The organism is Flavilitoribacter nigricans DSM 23189 = NBRC 102662, assembly GCF_002646595.1.
In the GTDB taxonomy this organism is placed as follows: Bacteria; Bacteroidota; Bacteroidia; order Chitinophagales; family Saprospiraceae; genus Flavilitoribacter; species Flavilitoribacter nigricans.
On the sequence record NZ_PDUD01000026.1, the window covers coordinates 87,738 to 107,685 of the forward strand.

14 protein-coding genes are annotated in these 19,948 nt (G+C 51.0%); 7 read left to right on the forward strand and 7 right to left on the reverse strand.

The features are described 5' to 3' along the window. Positions 1-22: 22 nt before the first annotated feature. Positions 23-2,329 (reverse strand): hypothetical protein, encoded by a 2,307-nt coding sequence (locus CRP01_RS22070; RefSeq protein ID WP_099152284.1) that lies wholly within the window; start codon positions 2,327-2,329, stop codon positions 23-25. A gap of 466 nt (positions 2,330-2,795) precedes the next feature. On the opposite strand from CRP01_RS22070, the gene CRP01_RS22075 reads away from it, so the two are divergent. The 3 genes from CRP01_RS22075 to CRP01_RS22085 are packed head-to-tail and all read left to right on the forward strand — an operon-like array spanning position 2,796 to position 5,691. Continuing rightward, on the forward strand, positions 2,796-4,115 hold the full coding sequence (locus CRP01_RS22075) for a DUF58 domain-containing protein (RefSeq protein ID WP_099152285.1): 1,320 nt from the start codon (positions 2,796-2,798) through the stop codon (positions 4,113-4,115). 39 nt (positions 4,116-4,154) lie between these two features. Further along, positions 4,155-4,916 (forward strand): creatininase family protein, encoded by a 762-nt coding sequence (locus CRP01_RS22080; RefSeq protein ID WP_099152286.1) that lies wholly within the window; start codon positions 4,155-4,157, stop codon positions 4,914-4,916. Next, on the forward strand, positions 4,909-5,691 hold the full coding sequence (locus CRP01_RS22085) for a putative phage abortive infection protein (protein WP_099152287.1): 783 nt from the start codon (positions 4,909-4,911) through the stop codon (positions 5,689-5,691). Before CRP01_RS22080 ends, CRP01_RS22085 begins: the two co-directional genes overlap by 8 nt. A 4-nt stretch (positions 5,692-5,695) precedes the next feature. On the opposite strand, the gene CRP01_RS22090 is transcribed toward CRP01_RS22085, so the two are convergent. The 3 genes from CRP01_RS22090 to CRP01_RS22100 all read right to left on the reverse strand — a co-directional run bounded on the left by CRP01_RS22090 (position 5,696) and on the right by CRP01_RS22100 (position 9,333). Further along, positions 5,696-6,790 (reverse strand): Ig-like domain-containing protein, encoded by a 1,095-nt coding sequence (locus CRP01_RS22090; RefSeq protein WP_099152288.1) that lies wholly within the window; start codon positions 6,788-6,790, stop codon positions 5,696-5,698. 177 nt (positions 6,791-6,967) lie between these two features. Continuing rightward, on the reverse strand, positions 6,968-8,080 hold the full coding sequence (locus CRP01_RS22095) for a hypothetical protein (protein WP_143473489.1): 1,113 nt from the start codon (positions 8,078-8,080) through the stop codon (positions 6,968-6,970). A 164-nt stretch (positions 8,081-8,244) separates the two neighbouring features. Next, on the reverse strand, positions 8,245-9,333 hold the full coding sequence (locus tag CRP01_RS22100; protein WP_099152290.1) for a LacI family DNA-binding transcriptional regulator: 1,089 nt from the start codon (positions 9,331-9,333) through the stop codon (positions 8,245-8,247). 158 nt (positions 9,334-9,491) lie between these two features. On the opposite strand from CRP01_RS22100, the gene CRP01_RS22105 reads away from it, so the two are divergent. Then, positions 9,492-10,460 (forward strand): ROK family protein, encoded by a 969-nt coding sequence (locus tag CRP01_RS22105; RefSeq protein WP_099152291.1) that lies wholly within the window; start codon positions 9,492-9,494, stop codon positions 10,458-10,460. Positions 10,461-10,515: 55 nt separating this feature from the next. Beyond that, positions 10,516-12,453 carry a glucosamine-6-phosphate deaminase gene (gene nagB, locus CRP01_RS22110; RefSeq protein ID WP_099152292.1) on the forward strand — a complete coding sequence of 646 codons (1,938 nt, stop codon included), beginning with the start codon at positions 10,516-10,518 and terminating at the stop codon, positions 12,451-12,453. A gap of 105 nt (positions 12,454-12,558) precedes the next feature. Here nagB and CRP01_RS42395 read toward each other — a convergent pair whose 3' ends face one another. Next, on the reverse strand, positions 12,559-12,732 hold the full coding sequence (locus CRP01_RS42395) for a hypothetical protein (RefSeq protein ID WP_170110491.1): 174 nt from the start codon (positions 12,730-12,732) through the stop codon (positions 12,559-12,561). Positions 12,733-13,295: 563 nt separating this feature from the next. On the opposite strand from CRP01_RS42395, the gene uvrA reads away from it, so the two are divergent. Next, the gene (gene uvrA, locus CRP01_RS22120) at positions 13,296-16,205 is read left to right on the forward strand and encodes an excinuclease ABC subunit UvrA (RefSeq protein ID WP_099152294.1); all 2,910 of its coding nucleotides are present in this window, start codon (positions 13,296-13,298) and stop codon (positions 16,203-16,205) included. Between the two features lie 133 nt (positions 16,206-16,338). Then, positions 16,339-17,859: a GH3 auxin-responsive promoter family protein gene (locus CRP01_RS22125; protein WP_099152295.1), complete on the forward strand. Its 1,521-nt coding sequence runs from the start codon at positions 16,339-16,341 to the stop codon at positions 17,857-17,859. Between the two features lie 43 nt (positions 17,860-17,902). Here CRP01_RS22125 and CRP01_RS22130 read toward each other — a convergent pair whose 3' ends face one another. Together CRP01_RS22130 and hflX are read right to left on the reverse strand one after the other, a co-directional pair. Further along, entirely contained in the window at positions 17,903-18,487 is a 585-nt protein-coding gene (locus CRP01_RS22130) for a hypothetical protein (RefSeq protein ID WP_099152296.1), read from the reverse strand. A 79-nt stretch (positions 18,488-18,566) separates the two neighbouring features. After that, positions 18,567-19,781, reverse strand: coding sequence for a GTPase HflX (hflX, locus tag CRP01_RS22135; RefSeq protein ID WP_099152297.1), 1,215 nt, complete (start codon positions 19,779-19,781; stop codon positions 18,567-18,569). Between the last annotated feature and the right edge of the window lie 167 nt (positions 19,782-19,948).

A 19,948-nucleotide genomic window follows, 5' to 3' on the forward strand; every position in this document is an offset into this window, starting at 1 on the left:
AGAGCTATTCGATTAAAAATTTCTATTCTTCAATCTTCACTTCGATAGCCTCATCGACCGGCATGGAGAGGCAACCCCATCCGGAACTTCCCGAAGAAGGCTTGTAGCTCAGAATGATATACTTCCCGGCGTGGTACGGCTGGGCCTTGAAGGTAAACGCCGGTCCCTGCTGCAATTCGCTGGTGCCCGGAGCGATCACCCACTCGTCCGATCCGGCCGGCTGGTGGTACAGCGTATACCGGTAGCGGTCATCGTCGAAATCGTAACGGATCGTAACTTCATCGCCGGTTTTGGCCGGCTGATCACCTACCAGTTGGGTAGCCCGGCGGTATTTGCACACATCAAATTCGCTGATCGGCATATCCGGGATCACCGGATTCAACAGAACGGCGCTCTCGATCTCTCCGGACTTCAGAGTCGTCTGATTATCTTCCGGAGTTCCCACTATACCTTCCACTCTGGCCGGTGCCGGCGGGTACAGCATATCGTGATAGTCCAGAATTTCCTGAATACCGTACATCGGTCCGGTACCCAGCGCGTAGGCCGCTTTGCGCACCCCGTTGCCGGTCTCTACCACCACTTCGTAATATTTGTCATAGGCGCTGCTGCCCTGCAGTACTTCACTGATCACCGCGCCCGATTTTTTACCTTTCATCAACAGACTGAGTTGCTTGGGGTCAGGCCCCGCCCAAACGGTATAGGTACAGCCTTCCAACTGACAGCAACGCGGATTCAGCCAGGACATGAATAAAGGCTTCGTCGGCTGGTTCGACTCGAAAACGACCCGAAGGTCCTGAATGGGTGTACAGTTCGGATCGGTTGCCGTTACCTGTACTTCAGTAATGGTTGTTTCCATCAGTGCGGGATCGATATACAACTCTTCGTTACCGCCATTACCGGCGGGCGGAGTCGGAGTTGCCGAACGGGCACCGATATCTTCATTAAATCCGGGACGGTTAGTGATCGGGGTATCCTGACCGTAGCTGTTGGGCTGCTCGGGAGCCGGGGGTGTATACTGCGGGCGCCGGGGGCTGGATGGAGCCGCACTGCCCATCGGTTCGTTGCCCAGGCTGGCGGATAGTTCATCCGGAGGCGTCGCCCGCATCCAGAAGGATTCCAGAGGTACTCCGTCGGCGTATTCATTTTCTTTCACAAAGGCAACAACCTGGATGGTATGAATACCGCGACTCATATCCCGGATATCGAGCGGAAACTCGAAAGGCACAGCAGCACCCGGAATGAGCGGCACTTTATCCAGGGTAATATTCCGGTGGCCGGGATGTACGTAGACGATCTCGGCGTAAGGACGCAGATCGGCGCAGGGTGAATACGGAGACAGCGTCAGCGTACCGTTAATCGCCTTGCCGTTCAATACCGCCTGCCCTTCTACAAAACAGGTATCCGGCATTTTGTAGATTTCCATCGTATTGGAATTGCTTTTGGCGGCAGGCGCCTGATTGGATCTTTTTGCGGTCGCCGGTTGCTCCAGATCCGGATGCGGAATGACAATGTTAGTTGGCACCGATTTCACTACCGGGCTGGGGCAGTTTGCCCCCCAGGCCAGTACCTGTACTTCGTAGGTACCCGGCGCCAGCGTACAGAAGGGTTCGGTACGCAGGCCCATACCTACGGCCGGTTGGCGTTTGCCGTCGTAACGCAACGGCATCCAACGTCCCATAGCCGGACGCACTTCTACACTAAACTCCCATTCTTTGCCCTGACAGTTTACACATTGCACCATTACGGCGGGCAGGTTCTGGGGGCCACAATAACCGTTGGGATCCACCCGGACTTCAATGATCGGGTCCTGGCAGATCACCGATGGACGGACCGGTTCGCTGGTAACGGGGCTTTTAGCCATGGCATCCACCACGCGGGCCTTGTTGGGCCGGGTCGGTTCTTCGTAGTTATAGCGGTAGCCCTGCTTGAGGTCCTGGCTGGAAAACTTACCGGACAAAGCCTGGGGCCTTCTGAAATCAGCCCCTATCGTATATACATGTTGATCTTTTAATCCACTGATCAGAATAGTATCCTGCTGGCGGTTGCCCAATTTCTGCAGACCGCTGATCAGTCTTTTATCTCCGTCGGCATTCAAAAGTGTACCATTATCTTTGATCCAGAAGGAGATCTCTAATTCATCCAGTTTGGAATGGGTGAAGTAGATAGCCACCTGGACATTGCCCTTTATATTACCGGGCAGGATTGTCGCGTTAAATTCCGGAGCTTCTTTCTCAAAAATACCTTTCAGGAGGTCATTTTGCGCACCGAGCGTAGTGCTCGTCAACAGGCCGACAAACAGTAAGATGAAGAATGTCGATGATTTAGTCATATTAATTAGTTTTTTGGATATAATTACTGGAGACCGAATAAAAAATGCCACAAATATGATGCCATATTCATCATATAGGTCGTTAATAATCATGAGAGTAGATAATATGAATTGCTATTAGCCGAAGCCGAGGGGTTTTGGTGGGGGTAACGGCCGTCGTATTACAAAATCAGCGCCTTTTTAAAAATAATTCTTTTTCTGTGATAGAGCCTGTTTTGTAATAATTCCAAAAAAAGTGAGGTCGTTTGAATGAGTGCCTGTGTGTGCGGAAAAAAACAAATTTGCTTTCTGATATACAAAGATAAGGCATTTATACACTGAGTACAAATATATTATGATTATAATTATACGGCCTTAACAAATTGCCACCGGACGGGTATAAAACCCGGTGTCGGCAACCATCTACCGCAAAATTAGTGTAGTTGGCCAACTTTGAATATCTTGCTGATTATAAACAGTTCATCCTATGAATTTATTTTTACCGCTCCGTTTTTTTCTTATTCTGGGCGGCTTGATCGTGTGTTTCGGTCTCGGTTTTCCGGTTCCCGTGCTGTTCATCGTTGCACAATTGGGATTTACCGTGTTTATCGGCCTCATACTGGTGGATGCCTTTCTGCTTTTCAATCAGCGAACCCGCCTGAAGATCCGGCGTCGCTTGCCCCGCCTGTTTGGCCTGGGAGACGATAATACCGTCCGCATCGAAGTCACCAATCAAAGTAATATCCCACTCAGTTTTACACTAATCGATGAACTCCCCATTCAACTGCAGATCCGTGATTTTAAAAAAGAAGTACAACTGAAACCCGGTGAAAGGAAAGAGATCCAGTACCAGCTACATCCGGTAGAAAGAGGAGAATATGAATTCGGGAACGTACTGGCTTATCTCCGCACCAAACTCGGTATTCTGGAAAAGCGCTACCGGCACGATTATCCGATGAGCGTTCCCGTATACCCATCCATCGCCCAGATGAAACAGTACGAACTGCGGGCTTTCGACCGGATCAGCCATTTTCAGGGTATAAAAAAGCTACGCCGTATCGGCCACAGTTACGAATTCGAGCAGATCAAAAATTACGTTCGGGGCGATGACTACCGGAGCATCAACTGGAAAGCTACCGGCCGGCGGGGCAACCTCATGGTCAATCAATACGAGGACGAACGCGCCCAGCAGATCTACTCCATAATCGATAAAAGCCGGAATATGCGGATGCCTTTTGCCGGTCTCAGTCTGATGGATTATGCCATCAATACCTGCCTGGCGGTATCCAATATTGCGCTAAAGAAACACGATCGGGCCGGCCTGATCACTTTTTCGGATAAGGTCGGAGCGACCATCAAGGCCGATAGTAAGGCCACTCAGCTCAACAAATTGCTCACCGCATTATACCGGGAAGACCAGCGGCCGCTGGAAGCGAATTATGAATTGCTTTACCACGCTGCCCGCAAGCTGATCAACGGGCGCAGTCTGCTCCTCTTTTTCACCAATTTCGAAAGTGCATACGCCCTGGAACGCGTATTGCCCCTGCTGCGCCGCATCAACAACCTTCATCTGCTGGTGGTCATCTTCTTTGAAAATACGGAGATCCGTGATTTTGCCGACAAGGAAGTGGACAGTCTGGAAGGCATTTACCACCAGACGATCGCCCAGAAATTTTTAACGGAAAAATCGCAGATGGTCCAGAAACTGCAGCAGTACGGCATTCAAAGCGTGCTGACCCGTCCGGAAGAGCTATCCATCAACACCATCAATAAATACCTGGAGCTGAAATCCAAAGGACTGATCTGAAACAAACCAATTCAACTATACTATTTTCAAACCTACTGCATGCGACCTTATATTCTAGCCGAATCCAACTGGAAATACATCAAAGACCAACATTTTGACCTGGCGGTACTCCCCTGGGGGGCAACCGAAGCCCACAATTATCACCTCCCTTACGCAACCGACATCTACGAAGCCGACGCCATCGCCGCCGAATCCGCCCGGATCGCCTGGGACAAGGGCGCAAAATTGACCGTGCTTCCCACCATCCCGTTCGGGGTCAACACCGGCCAGGCCGACATCAAGCTGGACATCAATATGAATCCGAGTACCCAGGCCGCCATCCTCGGAGACGTGATCGAAGTACTCAACCGGCAGGGGATCCGAAAACTGCTGGTGCTCAACAGTCACGGCGGCAATAATTTCCGCACCATGCTCCGCGAACTGGGACTTAAATATCCGGAAATGTTCCTGTCTACCTGCGACTGGTTCAAAGCCATGAATAAAGAACTCTATTTCAAAGAAGCGGGTGATCATGCGGATGAAATGGAAACCAGCCTGATCATGTATCTGCATCCCAAACTGGTGCGGCCACTGGAAGAGGCCGGCGACGGCGGTGAAAGGAAGATCAAGATCCCGGGTATGCGTGAAGGCTGGGCCTGGTCCGAAAGGAGATGGTCCCAGATCAGCGCCGATACCGGAGTGGGGAACCCGAAACTATCCAGCGCCGAAAAAGGGGCACGCTTTTTTGCCGATGTCACCCAGAAAGTAGGTCAGCTGATGTACGATATTGCCCAAGCCGATACAAACGATCTGTATGAGTAAAACTAGCATCCAAGCGGACCTGAAAGGTCGAATAGCCAAGGGGCTTAATTTCGGCATCGAAGCGGTGGAGGAAGTACTGTCGTCCGATTCGCCGATCTACAATGATTTTGTCCTGCTGAAGAGTAAGTACAACGATCTCATGTACCTTTCTTCCCTGAATACCCTTCCGTACGAGCAGATCGAGATCGGCATGGATCGCCTGCGCAATACCCTGCTGGCGATCATCGACCGGATGGACGAAAGCAGCATTGGTAAGGAGGAGATCGATCCCGATCTGAAAATCCAGGCATTGCCCGCCCGTCGGTCCAACTTTTTTAAATTGCTGGATATTCACTTTAAGAACCTGGAGGCAATAGAATACGTGGAAGTATACGCAGAACAGGAAAGCAAGGAAGTGGGCCGGGAAGCAATTTTCCGTTTTTACAATATGCACCGCCGAACCCTGCAACACCAAGAAAAACTGAATGGACCGGAAGGGCCGGATGTACTGCGGGATTACTTTTTCAAATATTTTCAGAACGAGACGGGCGAAATGGAGGTGTATTTTAAAAATATTAAGCACCTACTGCGCTACGCCCTTGCCAGTGAAATAGAACGGCAGTTCTTTCTGGATACCATCAAATCACTCTTTTCCAAGTTCGAGCTGGCCACCATTCATTACTACGCGATGAGCCGGATCGATCCGGAATTTAGCCAATTAGTCGAAAAGAGTGAATTACTGAATGAGGACGGCTTTAAAAAGGTGCTGATCGCCAAAGGGCCACCGCCATATTAGCGCCCTATTTCGAGGCTTTGATCTTGAAATTGATGGTGTAAAAATCCTGAGCTACCTGGATCTTTTCCCCTTCAACGATCTCCCGGTCAAACGGACGGTTCAGGTTGTTGCCCGCCAGGTCCTCCAGATTGCTGTCCACCACAATAGTGAAATCTCCTTCCGGCCAGGGATCACGCGGATAAAAATACCAGCGCGATTCTTCCGCTTCGACGCTTATTGCTCCATCAACCGGCTCACCGGAAGCAACTTGCAGGGATAGCGACCGGCTGGCCAGGGCCTGATCCATGGATTCGCCGAAATCGATCATTACCGGTTCGGTGGTGCCGGCTCCCGGCAACTCGTAGGTCCACCGGGCGGGTTCGGGTTTCCGGTAATCCGGGCCGACCACCCGAAAATCTTTCCGGTAATTTTTGCCGAGCGGCTGCCCAGCGGCATCGGTCCAGTGCTTATCAATGGTCAACGTATAATCTCCTCCCTCCTGGAGGACCACTCCGTGGGTTTCGTGGGATAATAATCCCCGTTTTACCCGACCGGGGTCCAGCCAAAGGGTAAGCCGGGTTCGGTCTTCTGACCAAAGCTCCGGTTGCAGCGGTACAAAGGGTTGGTAGATCGTATCCCCGGCGGCACTGACCAGCTGAAGGTTGTCGTACGCCCGGCCTTCTCCCATCGGTGCGGAAAAATGCAGGTAGACTTTCAACAAATTAGCCGGCAGCTCCCCGCCGGAGGGATATATTTTGGTTAATTCAGTAGGAGGTGTCGTCACGGGGATCGTGAAAATGTAGGCGTGTTTTCCGTCCCAGAAAGCGGTATAAGTAAGCGATTCCCGGAACGGGAACGCGGGCTGGAACAATATCGCCTCTTCTTCCATGGTGTAGGTTCCGAGTATATCCGGCATATTTGCACCCGGCCACGCAGATCGTTCGCCTACGAAAACCTGTAGGGTATTGGCCTCCGTGCCGGCAGACTGGTTCATTCCTTCCAGTTTGAGCACTTTGCTGCCTTCGTGATCCACCAATTGCCAACTCAACTCCTGCGCGGCAATACTTAGACTCAGTAGACAAAGGCACCCAACACAAAAAAAGATTTTCATCCAGTTCATAGGACTGCGTTTTTTGGAACGTGCGAAATCGTTACAATACTCGTAAACAGCCAGACAGGGCGTTGCACCTGCGGCCGGTAGAAAAGGAATTCGTGAAAGTTGAAAAGGAATTTTACGAGTTGCCGGCTCGGTACCGGCAACTCGTAATCAATGTGGCATCTTTTATAAAAGCAATGATCAGAGTCGGCCGGCGCTCTGCATGTGCAGGTTCAGGGAACCGTCGGCAGTACGCTGGAGCATTACGATCTGGTCGTCGCTGATCTTATCCATTTGCAGGACATTCACGTAGGGCAGCGCCACGAAATCAACTCCGGCCGTAGTGGAATTACCTTCCACCGGTTCGGTCAGGTAATCATCAAAACTGGCGATCTCGCTGGGATCAATACGCATCAGTGCCCGGCTGCTATTGGCCAGCAGTAAATAGGGCTTACCGTCCTTTTTAAAGGAAACGATATCCAGCGGAGTGTTGCGGTTGCCCAGTTCGGCAACGGTTTTTCCCTTCGTGTGTTTTCCCGGTTTTAGTTCGTCCATCGGGAAGATCACCAGGGGCGTACAGGTATAACTCGCTACCAGATAACTTTTACCCGCCATCTCGTAGGGCATAAATGTCTTGATCGGTGCGTACGTTTCGTAACGACCGTGGGCCGCGTGGTAGATCTCCAGTGTAGAAAGTTCCTGCTTTTCTTTAAAAGGGAAAGGAATGGCGTGGAATGCGGAACTGAATTCTTCGTTCGCAAGGCCGGAAACCATTACCTGACCGCCGTGAAAAGCCAGATCGGAAATAGCCCACTCGCGCAGGGATCTTCCGCGGCGATCTTTGGCATCTTCTCCTACTGCTTTTTTCAGTACGGATTTGGAATAGCTCACTTTGTCCAGTGGAAAGTGTTCGAGTTTGGTGCCGTTGGTGGTTACCAGCATGGGCAGACCATCCTGACGGTGTACGGCCAGATAGATCTTTTTGGAGATCGGATTAACGGCCATGTCCTGAATGACGATGTCATCCGCGGTAGTTCCGACCATAGCGGCGATCAGTTCGTCCACATTTTTCAGGTCGACGGACTCCGGCGCTTGCATGGATTTGTTGTCTTTGGTATCCACGGCGATAATCGCGGCCTGCCGGGAATCACCGATGAACAGGATTCCTTCGGGGCCGAAAGTCAGTGCGTTAACGGATTTGACCTCCGGGTTACCCTCGATAAAATCTTCGGTTAAACTATTGTTAGGTGTGGTAAATGCGAAGCCCATTCCAGTAAACAGGAGTAGGCTAAGGAATGTGAGAAAGGTTTTCATGATGCCTTGATTTAATTTTTTTTGAAAAATAATCAAAATCTATAACATCATTACCCTTTTTTTGTTCTGGAATTCTGCTTCAGCGAAAAATATACCTTACTGATTTCTAAACACTTAACAGAAATAGTGACGATATAATCGGAAAAGGCCGACCGACGGAGCATTTAGATCACGATCTCAAAGATCAGTTCCTTTTCCACATAGTAATCAAGGTTTTCCTGTACGACAATATCCAGAGGCAGATATTGCAGCGGAGCTACTTCTTTTTTCAGGATGAGATGGTTTGCGATATTCATCAGTCCGAGATAGCCCTGTTTGACCGGATTTTGGTTGATGATAAAATCGATCTTGTTTTCCCGCAGATATCTGACATTGGCATCGATCAGGTCATAGCCGACTATCTTGATCTGCCCCAGGGCGGATTCCGGCAGACTTTCCACCACCTTATAGGCCCGGGAATTGCTCACAAAAATGCCCGAAAGACGCGGATATTGCCGGAGCAGATCTTCCAGAAAAAGAGCCAGTTTCCCGGGTTCATTGAAGGCTTCAAAATCGCGTTTAACGATCTGGATATCGCGGTCTTTGGTCTCATCCCAGTATTTGCGAAAGCCCCTTTCCTTATCGATCAGGTGCTTGGCGTTGGTGATACTTTTATCCAGGTTCAACATCAGGACCGTATCCCCGCGGTTGACCCCAAAATTTAACAGACGCGCCGCCAACACCCCACTCTGCAGGGAATCCTGCCCGATATAGCAAAGCGAATCGCTGTTTTCCACATTGGTGTTGATCATAACGTTGGGAACCCCACGGTTCCGGCATTCTTCCAGTAAGGACTGGGCTTCCTTCAGGAACAGGGGAGCGAATAGTACCGCGTTCGGGGTCGGCTCATCTTCCCAGATACTGGCTGCGGCCTCCGTAAAACCGTCTACCTTCATCGGATCAAAATAATAGCGATCAACGACCAGGCCGTAGTGACGGGTGGCCTGCTGGGCCTTTTCAATACCTCTCCGGGGCTGTTCCCAATAAGGATCCAGTCGGTAATCCGGCAACAATACGGCTACGTGAAACTGACGGTTATAGGCCAGTGTGCTGGCCATCAGATTGGGTTCGTACCCCAATTCCTCCATAACTTCCTGTACCTTCTTCCGGGTTTCCGGCGACACATTTCCCCGATTGTGGATCACTCGGTCGACCGTCCCCGTGGAAACTCCCGCCTTAACTGCAATATCTTTAATCCTTATCCGATCTTTCATCTAATAGTTATAATCTACACGCTTTTAACCACGATTGACAGAATTCAAACAGAAAGATAATCTTTTTCTATTTTTTTTAAGATTTAAAGGAAAATATTTGGCCGTGTACGCACACGGTTCTACGATTTTTATTAATTTTGCACTGAAAATAACAAAATGTGGAAGTTGCAATCGGTATAGACATTGGCGGTACGAGCACTAAAATAGCGCTTGTAGACATCTCCGGGAAGATAATGGCAAAAAAATCTTTTTCTTCCCACGCTCCCGGAGGGGCCGATGCGTTTTTTCCCAATCTTTCGGAAGCTATCGCTGATCTCAGCGGTCAATTCTCCGGTGAGTTCCGACTGGCCGGCATCGGCGTAGGAGCTCCGAGTTGCAACGAACTGGCCGGCACCATTGAAGGCGCCGCAAATTTACCTTTCCAGGAACCCTTCCCCCTGGTGCAGTTGCTGAAAGAAGCCTACAATGTTCCGGTCTGGCTCACCAAAGATAGCAATGCTGCGCTATTGGGCGAAAGCCGCTACGGTTCCGGCCGCGGAATTCAGAATTTCATACTAATTACCTTGGGTACCGGGCTGGGGAGTTCCATCATGGCCAACGGCAAACTGGTGAAGGGCGGTTCGGGCCTGGCCGGAGAAGCCGGGCACATCCGCGTAGCCAACAACAACCGCAAATGCGCCTGTGGGAAAACGGGATGCCTGGAAACCTACGTTTCCGCCCTGGGACTGAAACGCACGGCTATGGCCCTGATGGCCGAAGAAATGACCGAAAGCGACCTGCGGGCCTATTCTTTCGAACAACTGAATGCCCAACTGATCTACGAGGCCGCTTCCGAGGGCGATACGCTGGCCCGACAGGTATTTGAGATCACCGGTAAGGTGCTCGGTGACAAGATGGCCGAGCTGGTCGCCATTTTCGAACCACAGGCCATCGTGCTCGCCGGTGGGGTTTCTGCTGCCGGTCAGTTGCTGATCGACCCGATGCGCAAGCAAATGGAGAGAGAATTACTTGAGTTTCATAAAAATAAAGTTCGTATCTTAAATACGTCCCTGGCTACCAACGAAGCGGCACTTCTGGGGGCCGCCTCCTTAGTCTGGGATCAAAAAAAATCCGTACCGGTCAGTTGATAACGGGAGCGGTCGATATTTTTTTAATCAAACCACCCAGCTAAACTAGCTAACCATGACTCGCAAGACAGTATCACCTGCTGAGGAAGTTTTAAAATATCAATTTAAGAACTTTGAGCGCATCCCCGTAAAGATCTGGGATGATTCCAAAGAAGCTTCCATGCACATTGCCCAGTCTATTGCCCTGGCTATCCGGCAAAAGCAGCAGGATGGTGAACATATAGTACTCGGGCTGGCTACCGGTTCCTCACCCATCAAGGTGTATCAGGAGCTGGTGCGCATGCACAAAAAAGAAGGTCTGAGTTTCAAGAACGTTATTACGTTCAATCTGGATGAATACTATCCGATCACGCCCGAAGCGCAGCAGAGCTATGTGCGCTTCATGAATGAGCACTTATTCGACCATGTGGATATCATCAAGGAGAATGTCCACATCCCGGACGGAACGGTTCCCATCGAATCCGTAAAAAAATACTGTGACCAATACGAAAAACTAATTGATGATTACGGTGGGATCGATATTCAGTTGCTGGGCATCGGCCGGACCGGACATATCGGCTTCAACGAACCCGGCTCCTGGGAAAACTCCCAGACCCGCCTGGTGCGACTGGACAATATGACCCGGACGGACGCCACCAAAGATTTCGGTCGCGAAGAAGATGTGCCTTACCGCGCCATTACGATGGGGATCGCTACCATCATGAAAGCGCGCTCGGTCTATCTTATGGCCTGGGGGCACCACAAGGCGCCTATTGTCCAGAAAGCGGTGGAAGGAGATATCAACTCCAGCATTCCGGCTTCTTATCTACAGCAGCATAAAAACGTTCGCTTCATACTGGATAAGGCCGCAGCACAGGAACTGACCCGCATTAAATCCCCGTGGCTGGTCGGCATCTGCAACTGGACGGAAGATCTGGCCTGCAAGGCCGTAGTGTGGCTCTCCCGCCAGACCGGCAAGCCGATCCTGAAGCTGACCGACGAAGATTACGGAGAGAACAGTTTGAGCGATCTGACGCTGGCCTATACTTCCAGCTACGATCTGAACATCAAGATATTTAACCGCCTGCAGCATACCATCACCGGATGGCCCGGCGGTAAACCCAATGCCGACGATACACACCGCCCCGAGCGGGCCAAGCCGGCCAAAAAACGGGTGATCCTGTTCAGCCCCCACCCGGACGATGATGTGATCTCCATGGGTGGTACCTTCCTGCGCCTCGTAGAACAGGGCCACGAAGTACACGTTGCGTACCAGACTTCCGGAAATATCGCCGTACACGATCACGATGCCCTGCGTTACATCGAATTCCTGCAGGATCTGATGCCCGATACGGAAGAAGGCGAAAAGCTTCGCAAGAAGTACCAAAAGATCGCTAAGAACCTAAAGAATAAGCAGCCGAACCAGGTAGATGTGGCGGAAGTACGCGATATCAAGGGATCTATCCGGAGAGGAGAAGCCCGGGCCGGAGCGCGTTTCTGCGGGCTGGATGATGATCATATCCACTTTCTGAACCTACCGTTCTACGAAACCGGACGTCGTCATAAAAATGACCTTTCTGATAAAGATATTCAGATCGTGGCCAAACTCATCGCCGAAGTAAAACCCCACCAGGTTTACGCAGCCGGCGACCTGGCCGATCCGCACGATACCCACCGGGTATGCCTGGATGCCGTGATCGGCGCCTGCCGTCAGCTCAAAGAACAGTCCTGGATGAAAGACTGCTGGTTGTGGCTTTACCGGGGTGCCTGGCACGAATTTGCCATCCACGAGATCGACATGGCCGTACCTATCAGTCCGCAGGAACTGATCAAGAAACGTAAAGCGATTTTCATGCACCAGTCGCAGAAGGACCGTCCGCCTTTCCCCGGAGAGGACGAGCGCGAATTCTGGCAAAGAGCCGAAGACCGCAACCGGGAAACGGCCCAAACGTACCGCAATCTCGGTCTGGCCGAATACGAAGCCATGGAGGCTTTTGCCCGAATGGAATTTTAGGATTCAGTAGAATACGGCTAAGATAAATTTCGAAGACCACAAAATGTGTTGTGAGCTGCCGATGGGTATTATAAAACGATACCCGGCATTTCACAGCACATTTTTTTATGCCCGCAATACCCGGGTGATCGCCAGTACCAGTACGCCGAAGATCAGAATGATCCCGAATAGATTCACCCAGTCATCGGCCAGGCGTTCCAGGTTATCCCAGGAGCGGTAGAGCAGGTAAATTCCACCGGCAGCTACCAACAGGATCTTAATCGCATTTCTCGTTTTCATGGAGTCCGTACATTTGATAATGTCTGTTTATGAGTATGGAAACATTTCAATATGGTATTCGGATGAAAACCGGTGGCTCCATTTTTCCCAGTTGAGGATTTCGTTGTGGTAATGGTTCGGTGACTCCACCATGAAATGCTCTACCCTTATCCTCGGTGCCCTTTGTGCGTTACCGGTGGGTCCCGCATACGACATAAGTCCTATAAATAGGGCCCAATTCCTCGTTTAGGGCAGTCAATTTCGTCCCCCCTTACATTTGATTCGATTTTTACCTAATTTTGCCGCTTGCGCAAACGACCACCTTAAGAAAAGTAACTCGTTTGCCTGATTTTATCCAGTCTGCACTGCAGATCGGCGGAGAATACGGAAGGGAAAAGCAAGCTCGGGCAATGGGTCCGGTTCAGACTGCCCTCCTGGTCGGTTTTGAGAGCTGTTTAATTTTAAACACTTTACCGAAAATCTGTTCTCTTCAATTTCTTTTCAGGTTATACGGCCTGAACGAATAATTTTTTACAACAAAAACAGCCAGGGTTCATTTACAAAATAGATTGAACCGACACTTTATGGCAACATCCAGCAATAACGGTAAGACGGCAACGAAAGATCCCAATGCTTCCGCTAACGGAAGGCACGAAGATACTGAGCTTTTCGAGCAGGAGTACATCGAGGTGATCGGTGCGCGGGAGCACAACCTCAAAGATGTGGACATCCGGATCCCCCGCAACCAACTGGTGGTGATCACCGGTATCAGCGGTAGCGGGAAATCGTCGCTGGCTTTCGATACGATATACGCAGAGGGGCAAAGGCGCTATATGGAGACCTTTACCTCCTACGCCCGCCAGTTCATCGGCGACATGGAACGGCCCGATGTGGAAAACATCAGTGGGCTCAGTCCGGTAATTTCCATCGAGCAAAAAACCACCGGCCGAAATCCCCGGTCTACCGTCGGTACCATTACCGAGGTATATGATTTTATGCGTTTGCTCTTTGCCCGGGTCGGCGAAGCGTACTCCTACGTTACCGGCGAAAAAATGGTCCGGTACAATGAGGAGCAGATGAAGGACCGGATCGGTGAGCAGTTTGCGGGCAAAAAGATCGTATTGCTGGCTCCGCTGGTACGCGGCCGGAAGGGTCATTACCGCGAACTTTTCGATTCGGTGCGCAAGCAGGGCTACACCAAAGTGCGGGTGGACGGCGTCATGCTCGACCTGGAGCCGGGCATGCAGATCGACCGCTATAAGATTCACGATATCGAACTGGTAGTGGATCGCCTTAAGATGAACGAAGAGCGCCGGGAGCGTCTGGCCGAATCCCTGGGAATTGCCCTGAAAATGGGTAACGGCCTGATCATGATCATGGACCACGACAGCGAAGAGGTCCGTTCCTACAGTAAACACCTGATGGATCCCGATTCCGGTGTATCCTACGAAGAACCGTCGCCCAACTCCTTTTCCTTCAACTCTCCCTACGGTGCCTGCCCGACCTGTAAAGGTCTCGGTCAGGTGAATAAGGTGGACATGGAAAAGGTCATTCCCGACAATACCAAAAGTATCAACGACCAGGGAATTGCGCCATTCGGTGAGGTACGCAGCAATATGACCTTCAAGCAACTGCGGGCCATTGCCAAAAAATTCAAGTTCTCCTTTTCCACGCCTATCAGTGAGATCCCGGAAGAGGCCATGCAGGTGATCCTGCACGGCGGTAGTGAAGCATTTGGTGTAAAGGTCAATTACGGTGATAACGACTTCAACTACAACCTGGCCCAGGAAGGCCTGATCAATATGCTGGAACGCTGGTACGATTCTTCTACCTCCGAAAAGATCCGTTCCTGGGTGGAAGAATTCATGTCGATCGACGACTGTCCCGACTGCCACGGTTACCGGCTGAAAAAAGAATCGCTCCACTTTAAGATCAACGAAAAACACATCGGTGAACTGGCCGAAATGGACCTCACGGACCTGCACCAGTGGATGGATGATGTTTTCGGCGAACTCAGCGATCGCCAGCAGGCCATCGCTAAAGATATTCTGAAGGAGATCCAGTTCCGGCTGAGTTTCTTGCTGCACGTAGGCTTGGACTATCTGACTCTCAACCGCCCTTCCCGTACCCTATCCGGCGGGGAAAGCCAGCGGATACGCCTGGCAACCCAGATCGGATCGCAACTGACCGGTATCACCTACATCCTGGATGAACCCAGTATCGGCCTGCACCAGCGCGACAACCAGAAGCTCATCGAAGCCCTGCGCGAACTGACCGACATCGGTAACACTGTAATGGTGGTAGAACACGATAAGGACATCATGCTCGCCAGCGATTACCTGATCGACCTCGGCCCCGGTGCCGGTGCGCTGGGTGGCGAACTGGTCGCCGAAGGCAAACCCGAGGCCTTCCTGAAAATGGATACCATCACCGCCGATTACCTGACCGAAAGAAGGGCGATCGAAGTACCTAAAGAACGACGCAAAGGAAACGGACACGAACTGGTATTAAAAGGAGCCACCGGACACAATCTAAAAAACGTCACGGCCAAATTCCCGCTCGGCACCTTCATTTGTGTAACGGGAGTTTCCGGTAGCGGCAAGTCCAGCCTCATCAACGAGACGCTGTATCCGATACTGCGTCAGCATTTCTATAAAAGTGTAAAAAAACCGCTTGATTACAAGAGTATCGAGGGGCTCGAACATATTGATAAAGTAATCGAGATTGATCAGTCGCCGATCGGTCGGACGCCCCGGTCCAATCCGGCCACTTACACCGGCGTTTTCACCGATATTCGCAAACTGTATTCGGACCTTCCCGAAGCACGCATCCGGGGCTATAAACCGGGGCGTTTCTCTTTTAACGTAAAGGGAGGGCGCTGTGAAGTGTGCCAAGGATCCGGCATGCGGACCATTGAGATGAATTTCCTGCCGGACGTATACGTGGAGTGCGAGAACTGTCTGGGCCGGCGTTATAACCGGGAAACCCTGGAGGTCCTCTACAAGGGTAAATCCATTAGTGATGTCCTGGATATGCCCGTGAGCGAAGCCGTTCACTTCTTTGAGAATTTCCCCAAGATCTTCCGGAAATTAAAGACGCTGAACAGTGTTGGCCTTGGCTACATTACTCTGGGGCAGCAGGCAACCACGCTTTCGGGTGGGGAAGCCCAGCGGGTAAAACTTTCCGAAGAGCTGTCCAAACGGGATACGGGTAATACCTTCTACATCCTGGACGAACCGACCACCGGACTTCATTTTGAGGATATCCGGCATTTGCTGATCGTCCTGAACCGGCTGGTGGAGAAAGGGAATACCGTGGTGGTGATCGAACACAACCTGGACGTGATCAAAGTAGCGGACCACATTATCGATATTGGTCCGGAAGGCGGACAACGCGGAGGAGAGATTGTGGCTTCCGGCACCCCGGAAGTAGTTGCCAAATCCAAAAAAAGCCATACAGGGGTCTTTTTGCGATCGGAGTTAAAAATGAAATAGGCAGGTTTTTTTGCTTATTTTCAAGTATATTATGGGGGATAAGAGCGTTCCCCCTAAAGAATTTGTTTAAGTAATGACCTTAGGTCGATATTTAAACCAATTCTGAAAACCTACTCCATCAACCCTAACCCTTATGAGGAAATGGATTAATCGCAGCTTTCGTTGGTACTACCAACAAAGATACCGTCGGATCGAGCGATTCAGCCGCCATCCACACGAAATTCAGAGGGCCCTCTGGAAACAGCTGATCGAAGCCGGAAGACATACCGAGTGGGGACTGATCTATGATTACCGCAGCCTCCGGGATCCCATGGCATACGGCAAACGCGTCCCTCTACAGAACTACGACGAGCTGAAACCCTACATCGAACGCATGATGATGGGGGAAAAAGATGTACTGTGGAACGGCACGATCAAATGGTTCTCCAAATCCAGCGGTACCACCAGCGATAAAAGCAAATACATTCCCGTATCCCGCCAGAATCTGTTCCAATGCCACATCCGCGGCACCTGGGATACCATGACTTTACTGTACCACAACCGGCCGGACGCCCGGCAATTCGAATGCAAAAGCATGCTGATGGGCGGTAGCCTGTCGCCTTTCGAGCCCTACCCCAAAACGATGGTGGGGGACGTATCGGCGATCATGATCCACAATATGCCCTTTGTGGGCCGGCCTTTTTTCACACCGGATTTTGAGACTGCGCTACTCGATGATTGGGAAGTGAAACTAGAAAAACTGGCTCAGGCCGGTGCGGCCGAACCGAACATCGTCATGATCGGTGGGGTACCGACCTGGACCGTGGTCCTGATGCGCCGCATCCTTGAGATCACCGGTAAGGAGAATATGCTGGAAGTATGGCCCAATTTCCAGGCCTACATCCACGGAGGCGTCAGTTTCCGCCCCTACCGCGAACAGTTCCGGCAGTTCTTTCCGGACGATAAGGTCAATTATCAGGAGATCTACAATGCCACGGAGGGCTATTTCGCCGCTCAGGATGATTTCACCCGGGATGATATGCTACTCCTGCTCGACAACGGCATTTATTACGAATTCCTCCCCATGGATGCCTGGGATCAGAAAGAACCGCAGGCCATTCCGCTCTGGGAAGTGGAGACCGGTAAACACTACGCACTGGTGATCAGTACCAATGCCGGTCTGTGGCGCTATACCCCCGGCGATACGGTCATGTTCACTTCTACGGACCCCTATCGCGTACGGGTGACGGGCCGTACCAAACATTTCGTCAATGCATTTGGGGAAGAAGTGGTCGTAGAAAATACCGATAAGGCCCTCGCAGAGACCTGTCAGCTACTCAACGCAACTGTGACCGACTATACGGTTGCTCCGGTTTATTTCAAAGGCAACGGCAAAGGGAGTCACGAATGGCTGATCGAATTTGAAAAACCGCCCGTTGATGTGGATGCCTTCGGTCAGTTGCTGGACGCCAATCTGCAAAAGATCAATTCGGACTACGAAGCCAAAAGACATAAGGATATCGCACTGGAGTGCCTGCAGATCAAATCCCTGCCAAAAGGCACCTTCCACAGTTGGCTGCGCTCCAAAGGTAAGATCGGCGGGCAGCACAAAGTGCCGCGCCTGGCTAACCACCGGGAACACGTTGAAGAGATATTGGAATTTTTAGAGAAGTAGTAGTAGCGACGATCGGGATATGTCAGCCTCCATGAATTTCGGCCTATTCTTTCAAAGGGAACCGGCCGAGATCGAGTTGCCCTATTTCTTCCATCAGACCGAAATAACGCGTATAGGCGATGATCATTTCCAGTTCCAGCGCATCCAGCCGGGACTGGAGCGACTCTCGGTCGGCCGGTTCGATCGGGATCATTAATGCCCGCGTAGGATGATTCTCCTCCTGATAAAGAATAGCCTGCTGGAAAACGATCATCCGGTCTTCCGACGAATGATTGAGGTGATCTACCCGCTCCCGGATGCTGGCTTGAATAGCCGCCAGCATTTCCTGTTTATAAACATTTATGGTATCGAGGTAGTAAGTTTCGGCGGCGAGTAGCCCCTGCTGATCCGCCATTACAGAATGCTTTAGAGCATCATCTCGCCCGTCGGGCATATAATTGCGTTCCTGGGTCTTTTGGTAAGCGTTGTATTTTTTCTGTAGCCGTTCCAGCCAACGTTCCATCATGCCCATAAAGACCTGCTCCTGTTCCAGAAACATGATATCCATGGCCAGCCCGTCGGACCAGGCGGTAACATTCGCTTCCAGGTCAACAATTTCTACCTGCGCCTGCGCCCTAGCCGGCTGCATGTTCAAAAGGCATCCCAGAAAAAGCGCAAGGCCGGATCTAATCATATGATTGCAGGATCAAAAAATCATGACAGCAATATTACCATTGTTTCGTCTGGTAGGGATAACGAACTTCGTATTCGTGCTTGACCATTTCCAGGACACGCTCCCGCAATTCGTTGATATTTTCACCCGTTTTGGCCGAAACAAAGATATTTTCCGTGTCAAACATATGGCGCAGGGAGCCTTTCAGGCCTTCCTCTACTTCGCGTTTGCCGTCTTCTTCCAGCAGTGGATCGAAGTATTTTTCCCGGTACAGATCGATCTTGTTAAACACCATGAGGGTGGGTTTATCGATAGCACCCAGTTCCTGCAGGGTTTCGTTTACGGTACGGATCTGATCTTCGTGTTGCGGGTGGGCGATGTCTACCACGTGCAGCAGGATATCGCTTTCGCGCACCTCGTCCAACGTGGATTTGAAGCTCTCCACCAGATGGTGCGGCAGTTTCCGGATAAACCCTACCGTATCCGACAGCAGGAATGGAGTGGCATCCAGTACGACCTTACGGACGGTGGTATCCAGCGTAGCGAAGAGTTTGTCCTCTGCGAATACTTCCGATTTACTGAGGGTATTCATCAGCGTTGATTTACCGACGTTGGTATACCCTACCAGTGCCACCCGGATCAGTTGACCCCGGTTCTTGCGGCGGGTCTGGTTTTGCAGGTCGATCTTGTCCAGCTTCTTTTTCAACAGAGCGATCTGATCGCGTACGATACGACGGTCAGTCTCGATCTCCTTCTCACCGGGTCCGCGCATCCCGATACCACCACGCTGCCGTTCCAGGTGAGTCCACAGACCACGCAGCCGGGGCAGCAGGTACTGCATCTGGGCCAGTTCTACCTGAGTTTTAGCCTGGGCCGTCTGGGCCCGCGAAGCAAATATATCCAGGATGAGACTGGAGCGGTCAACGATCTTGACCTTCAGAAATTCTTCCAGGATCCGAACCTGTTTACCGGAAAGGTCATCGTCAAAAATGACCATATTGACATCTTCGTGATTTTCGATATATTCTCCGATCTCTTCCATTTTACCTTTACCGATGAAAGTCTTCGGATGGGGGTGATCCATTTTCTGGATATAACGCTTGACCGTTTCCGCCCCGGCCGTCATGGCCAGGAATTCCAGCTCATCCAGGTATTCCTGCACCTGCTCTTCGGTCTGGTCGCGTTGAACGAGGCCTACGAGAACGGCATATTCGGTACCTTTTCGTAAACCCAGTTTATCCTTTTCACCTAAATTCCAATCGTTTTGCATATAGTAGTTTAGCGTAAATCATGGGCTCATGAGCCTTGGAAATGTGACTCCTATTTACCCATGAGCGAAATATATTTTTGAAACTATAAAATAGGGATTAAAGTTCCTTGCCACAAGGGCAGAGCTTATAAATTTTCAAACCCATCCTGCCGGCTTATCATTTGAAA

Coding starts and splice junctions, on each gene's coding strand:
- CRP01_RS22100 (WP_099152290.1), bottom strand. CDS start 9,333: ATGAAAGATCGGATAAGGATTAAAGATATTGCAGTTAAGGCGGGAGTT.
- CRP01_RS22130 (WP_099152296.1), bottom strand. CDS start 18,487: ATGCAGCCGGCTAGGGCGCAGGCGCAGGTAGAAATTGTTGACCTGGAA.
- CRP01_RS22085 (WP_099152287.1), top strand. CDS start 4,909: ATGAGTAAAACTAGCATCCAAGCGGACCTGAAAGGTCGAATAGCCAAG.
- CRP01_RS22095 (WP_143473489.1), bottom strand. CDS start 8,080: ATGAAAACCTTTCTCACATTCCTTAGCCTACTCCTGTTTACTGGAATG.
- CRP01_RS22070 (WP_099152284.1), bottom strand. CDS start 2,329: ATGACTAAATCATCGACATTCTTCATCTTACTGTTTGTCGGCCTGTTG.
- CRP01_RS22125 (WP_099152295.1), top strand. CDS start 16,339: ATGAGGAAATGGATTAATCGCAGCTTTCGTTGGTACTACCAACAAAGA.
- CRP01_RS22080 (WP_099152286.1), top strand. CDS start 4,155: ATGCGACCTTATATTCTAGCCGAATCCAACTGGAAATACATCAAAGAC.
- hflX (WP_099152297.1), bottom strand. CDS start 19,781: ATGCAAAACGATTGGAATTTAGGTGAAAAGGATAAACTGGGTTTACGA.
- nagB (WP_099152292.1), top strand. CDS start 10,516: ATGACTCGCAAGACAGTATCACCTGCTGAGGAAGTTTTAAAATATCAA.
- CRP01_RS22090 (WP_099152288.1), bottom strand. CDS start 6,790: ATGAACTGGATGAAAATCTTTTTTTGTGTTGGGTGCCTTTGTCTACTG.
- CRP01_RS42395 (WP_170110491.1), bottom strand. CDS start 12,732: ATGAAAACGAGAAATGCGATTAAGATCCTGTTGGTAGCTGCCGGTGGA.
- CRP01_RS22075 (WP_099152285.1), top strand. CDS start 2,796: ATGAATTTATTTTTACCGCTCCGTTTTTTTCTTATTCTGGGCGGCTTG.
- uvrA (WP_099152294.1), top strand. CDS start 13,296: ATGGCAACATCCAGCAATAACGGTAAGACGGCAACGAAAGATCCCAAT.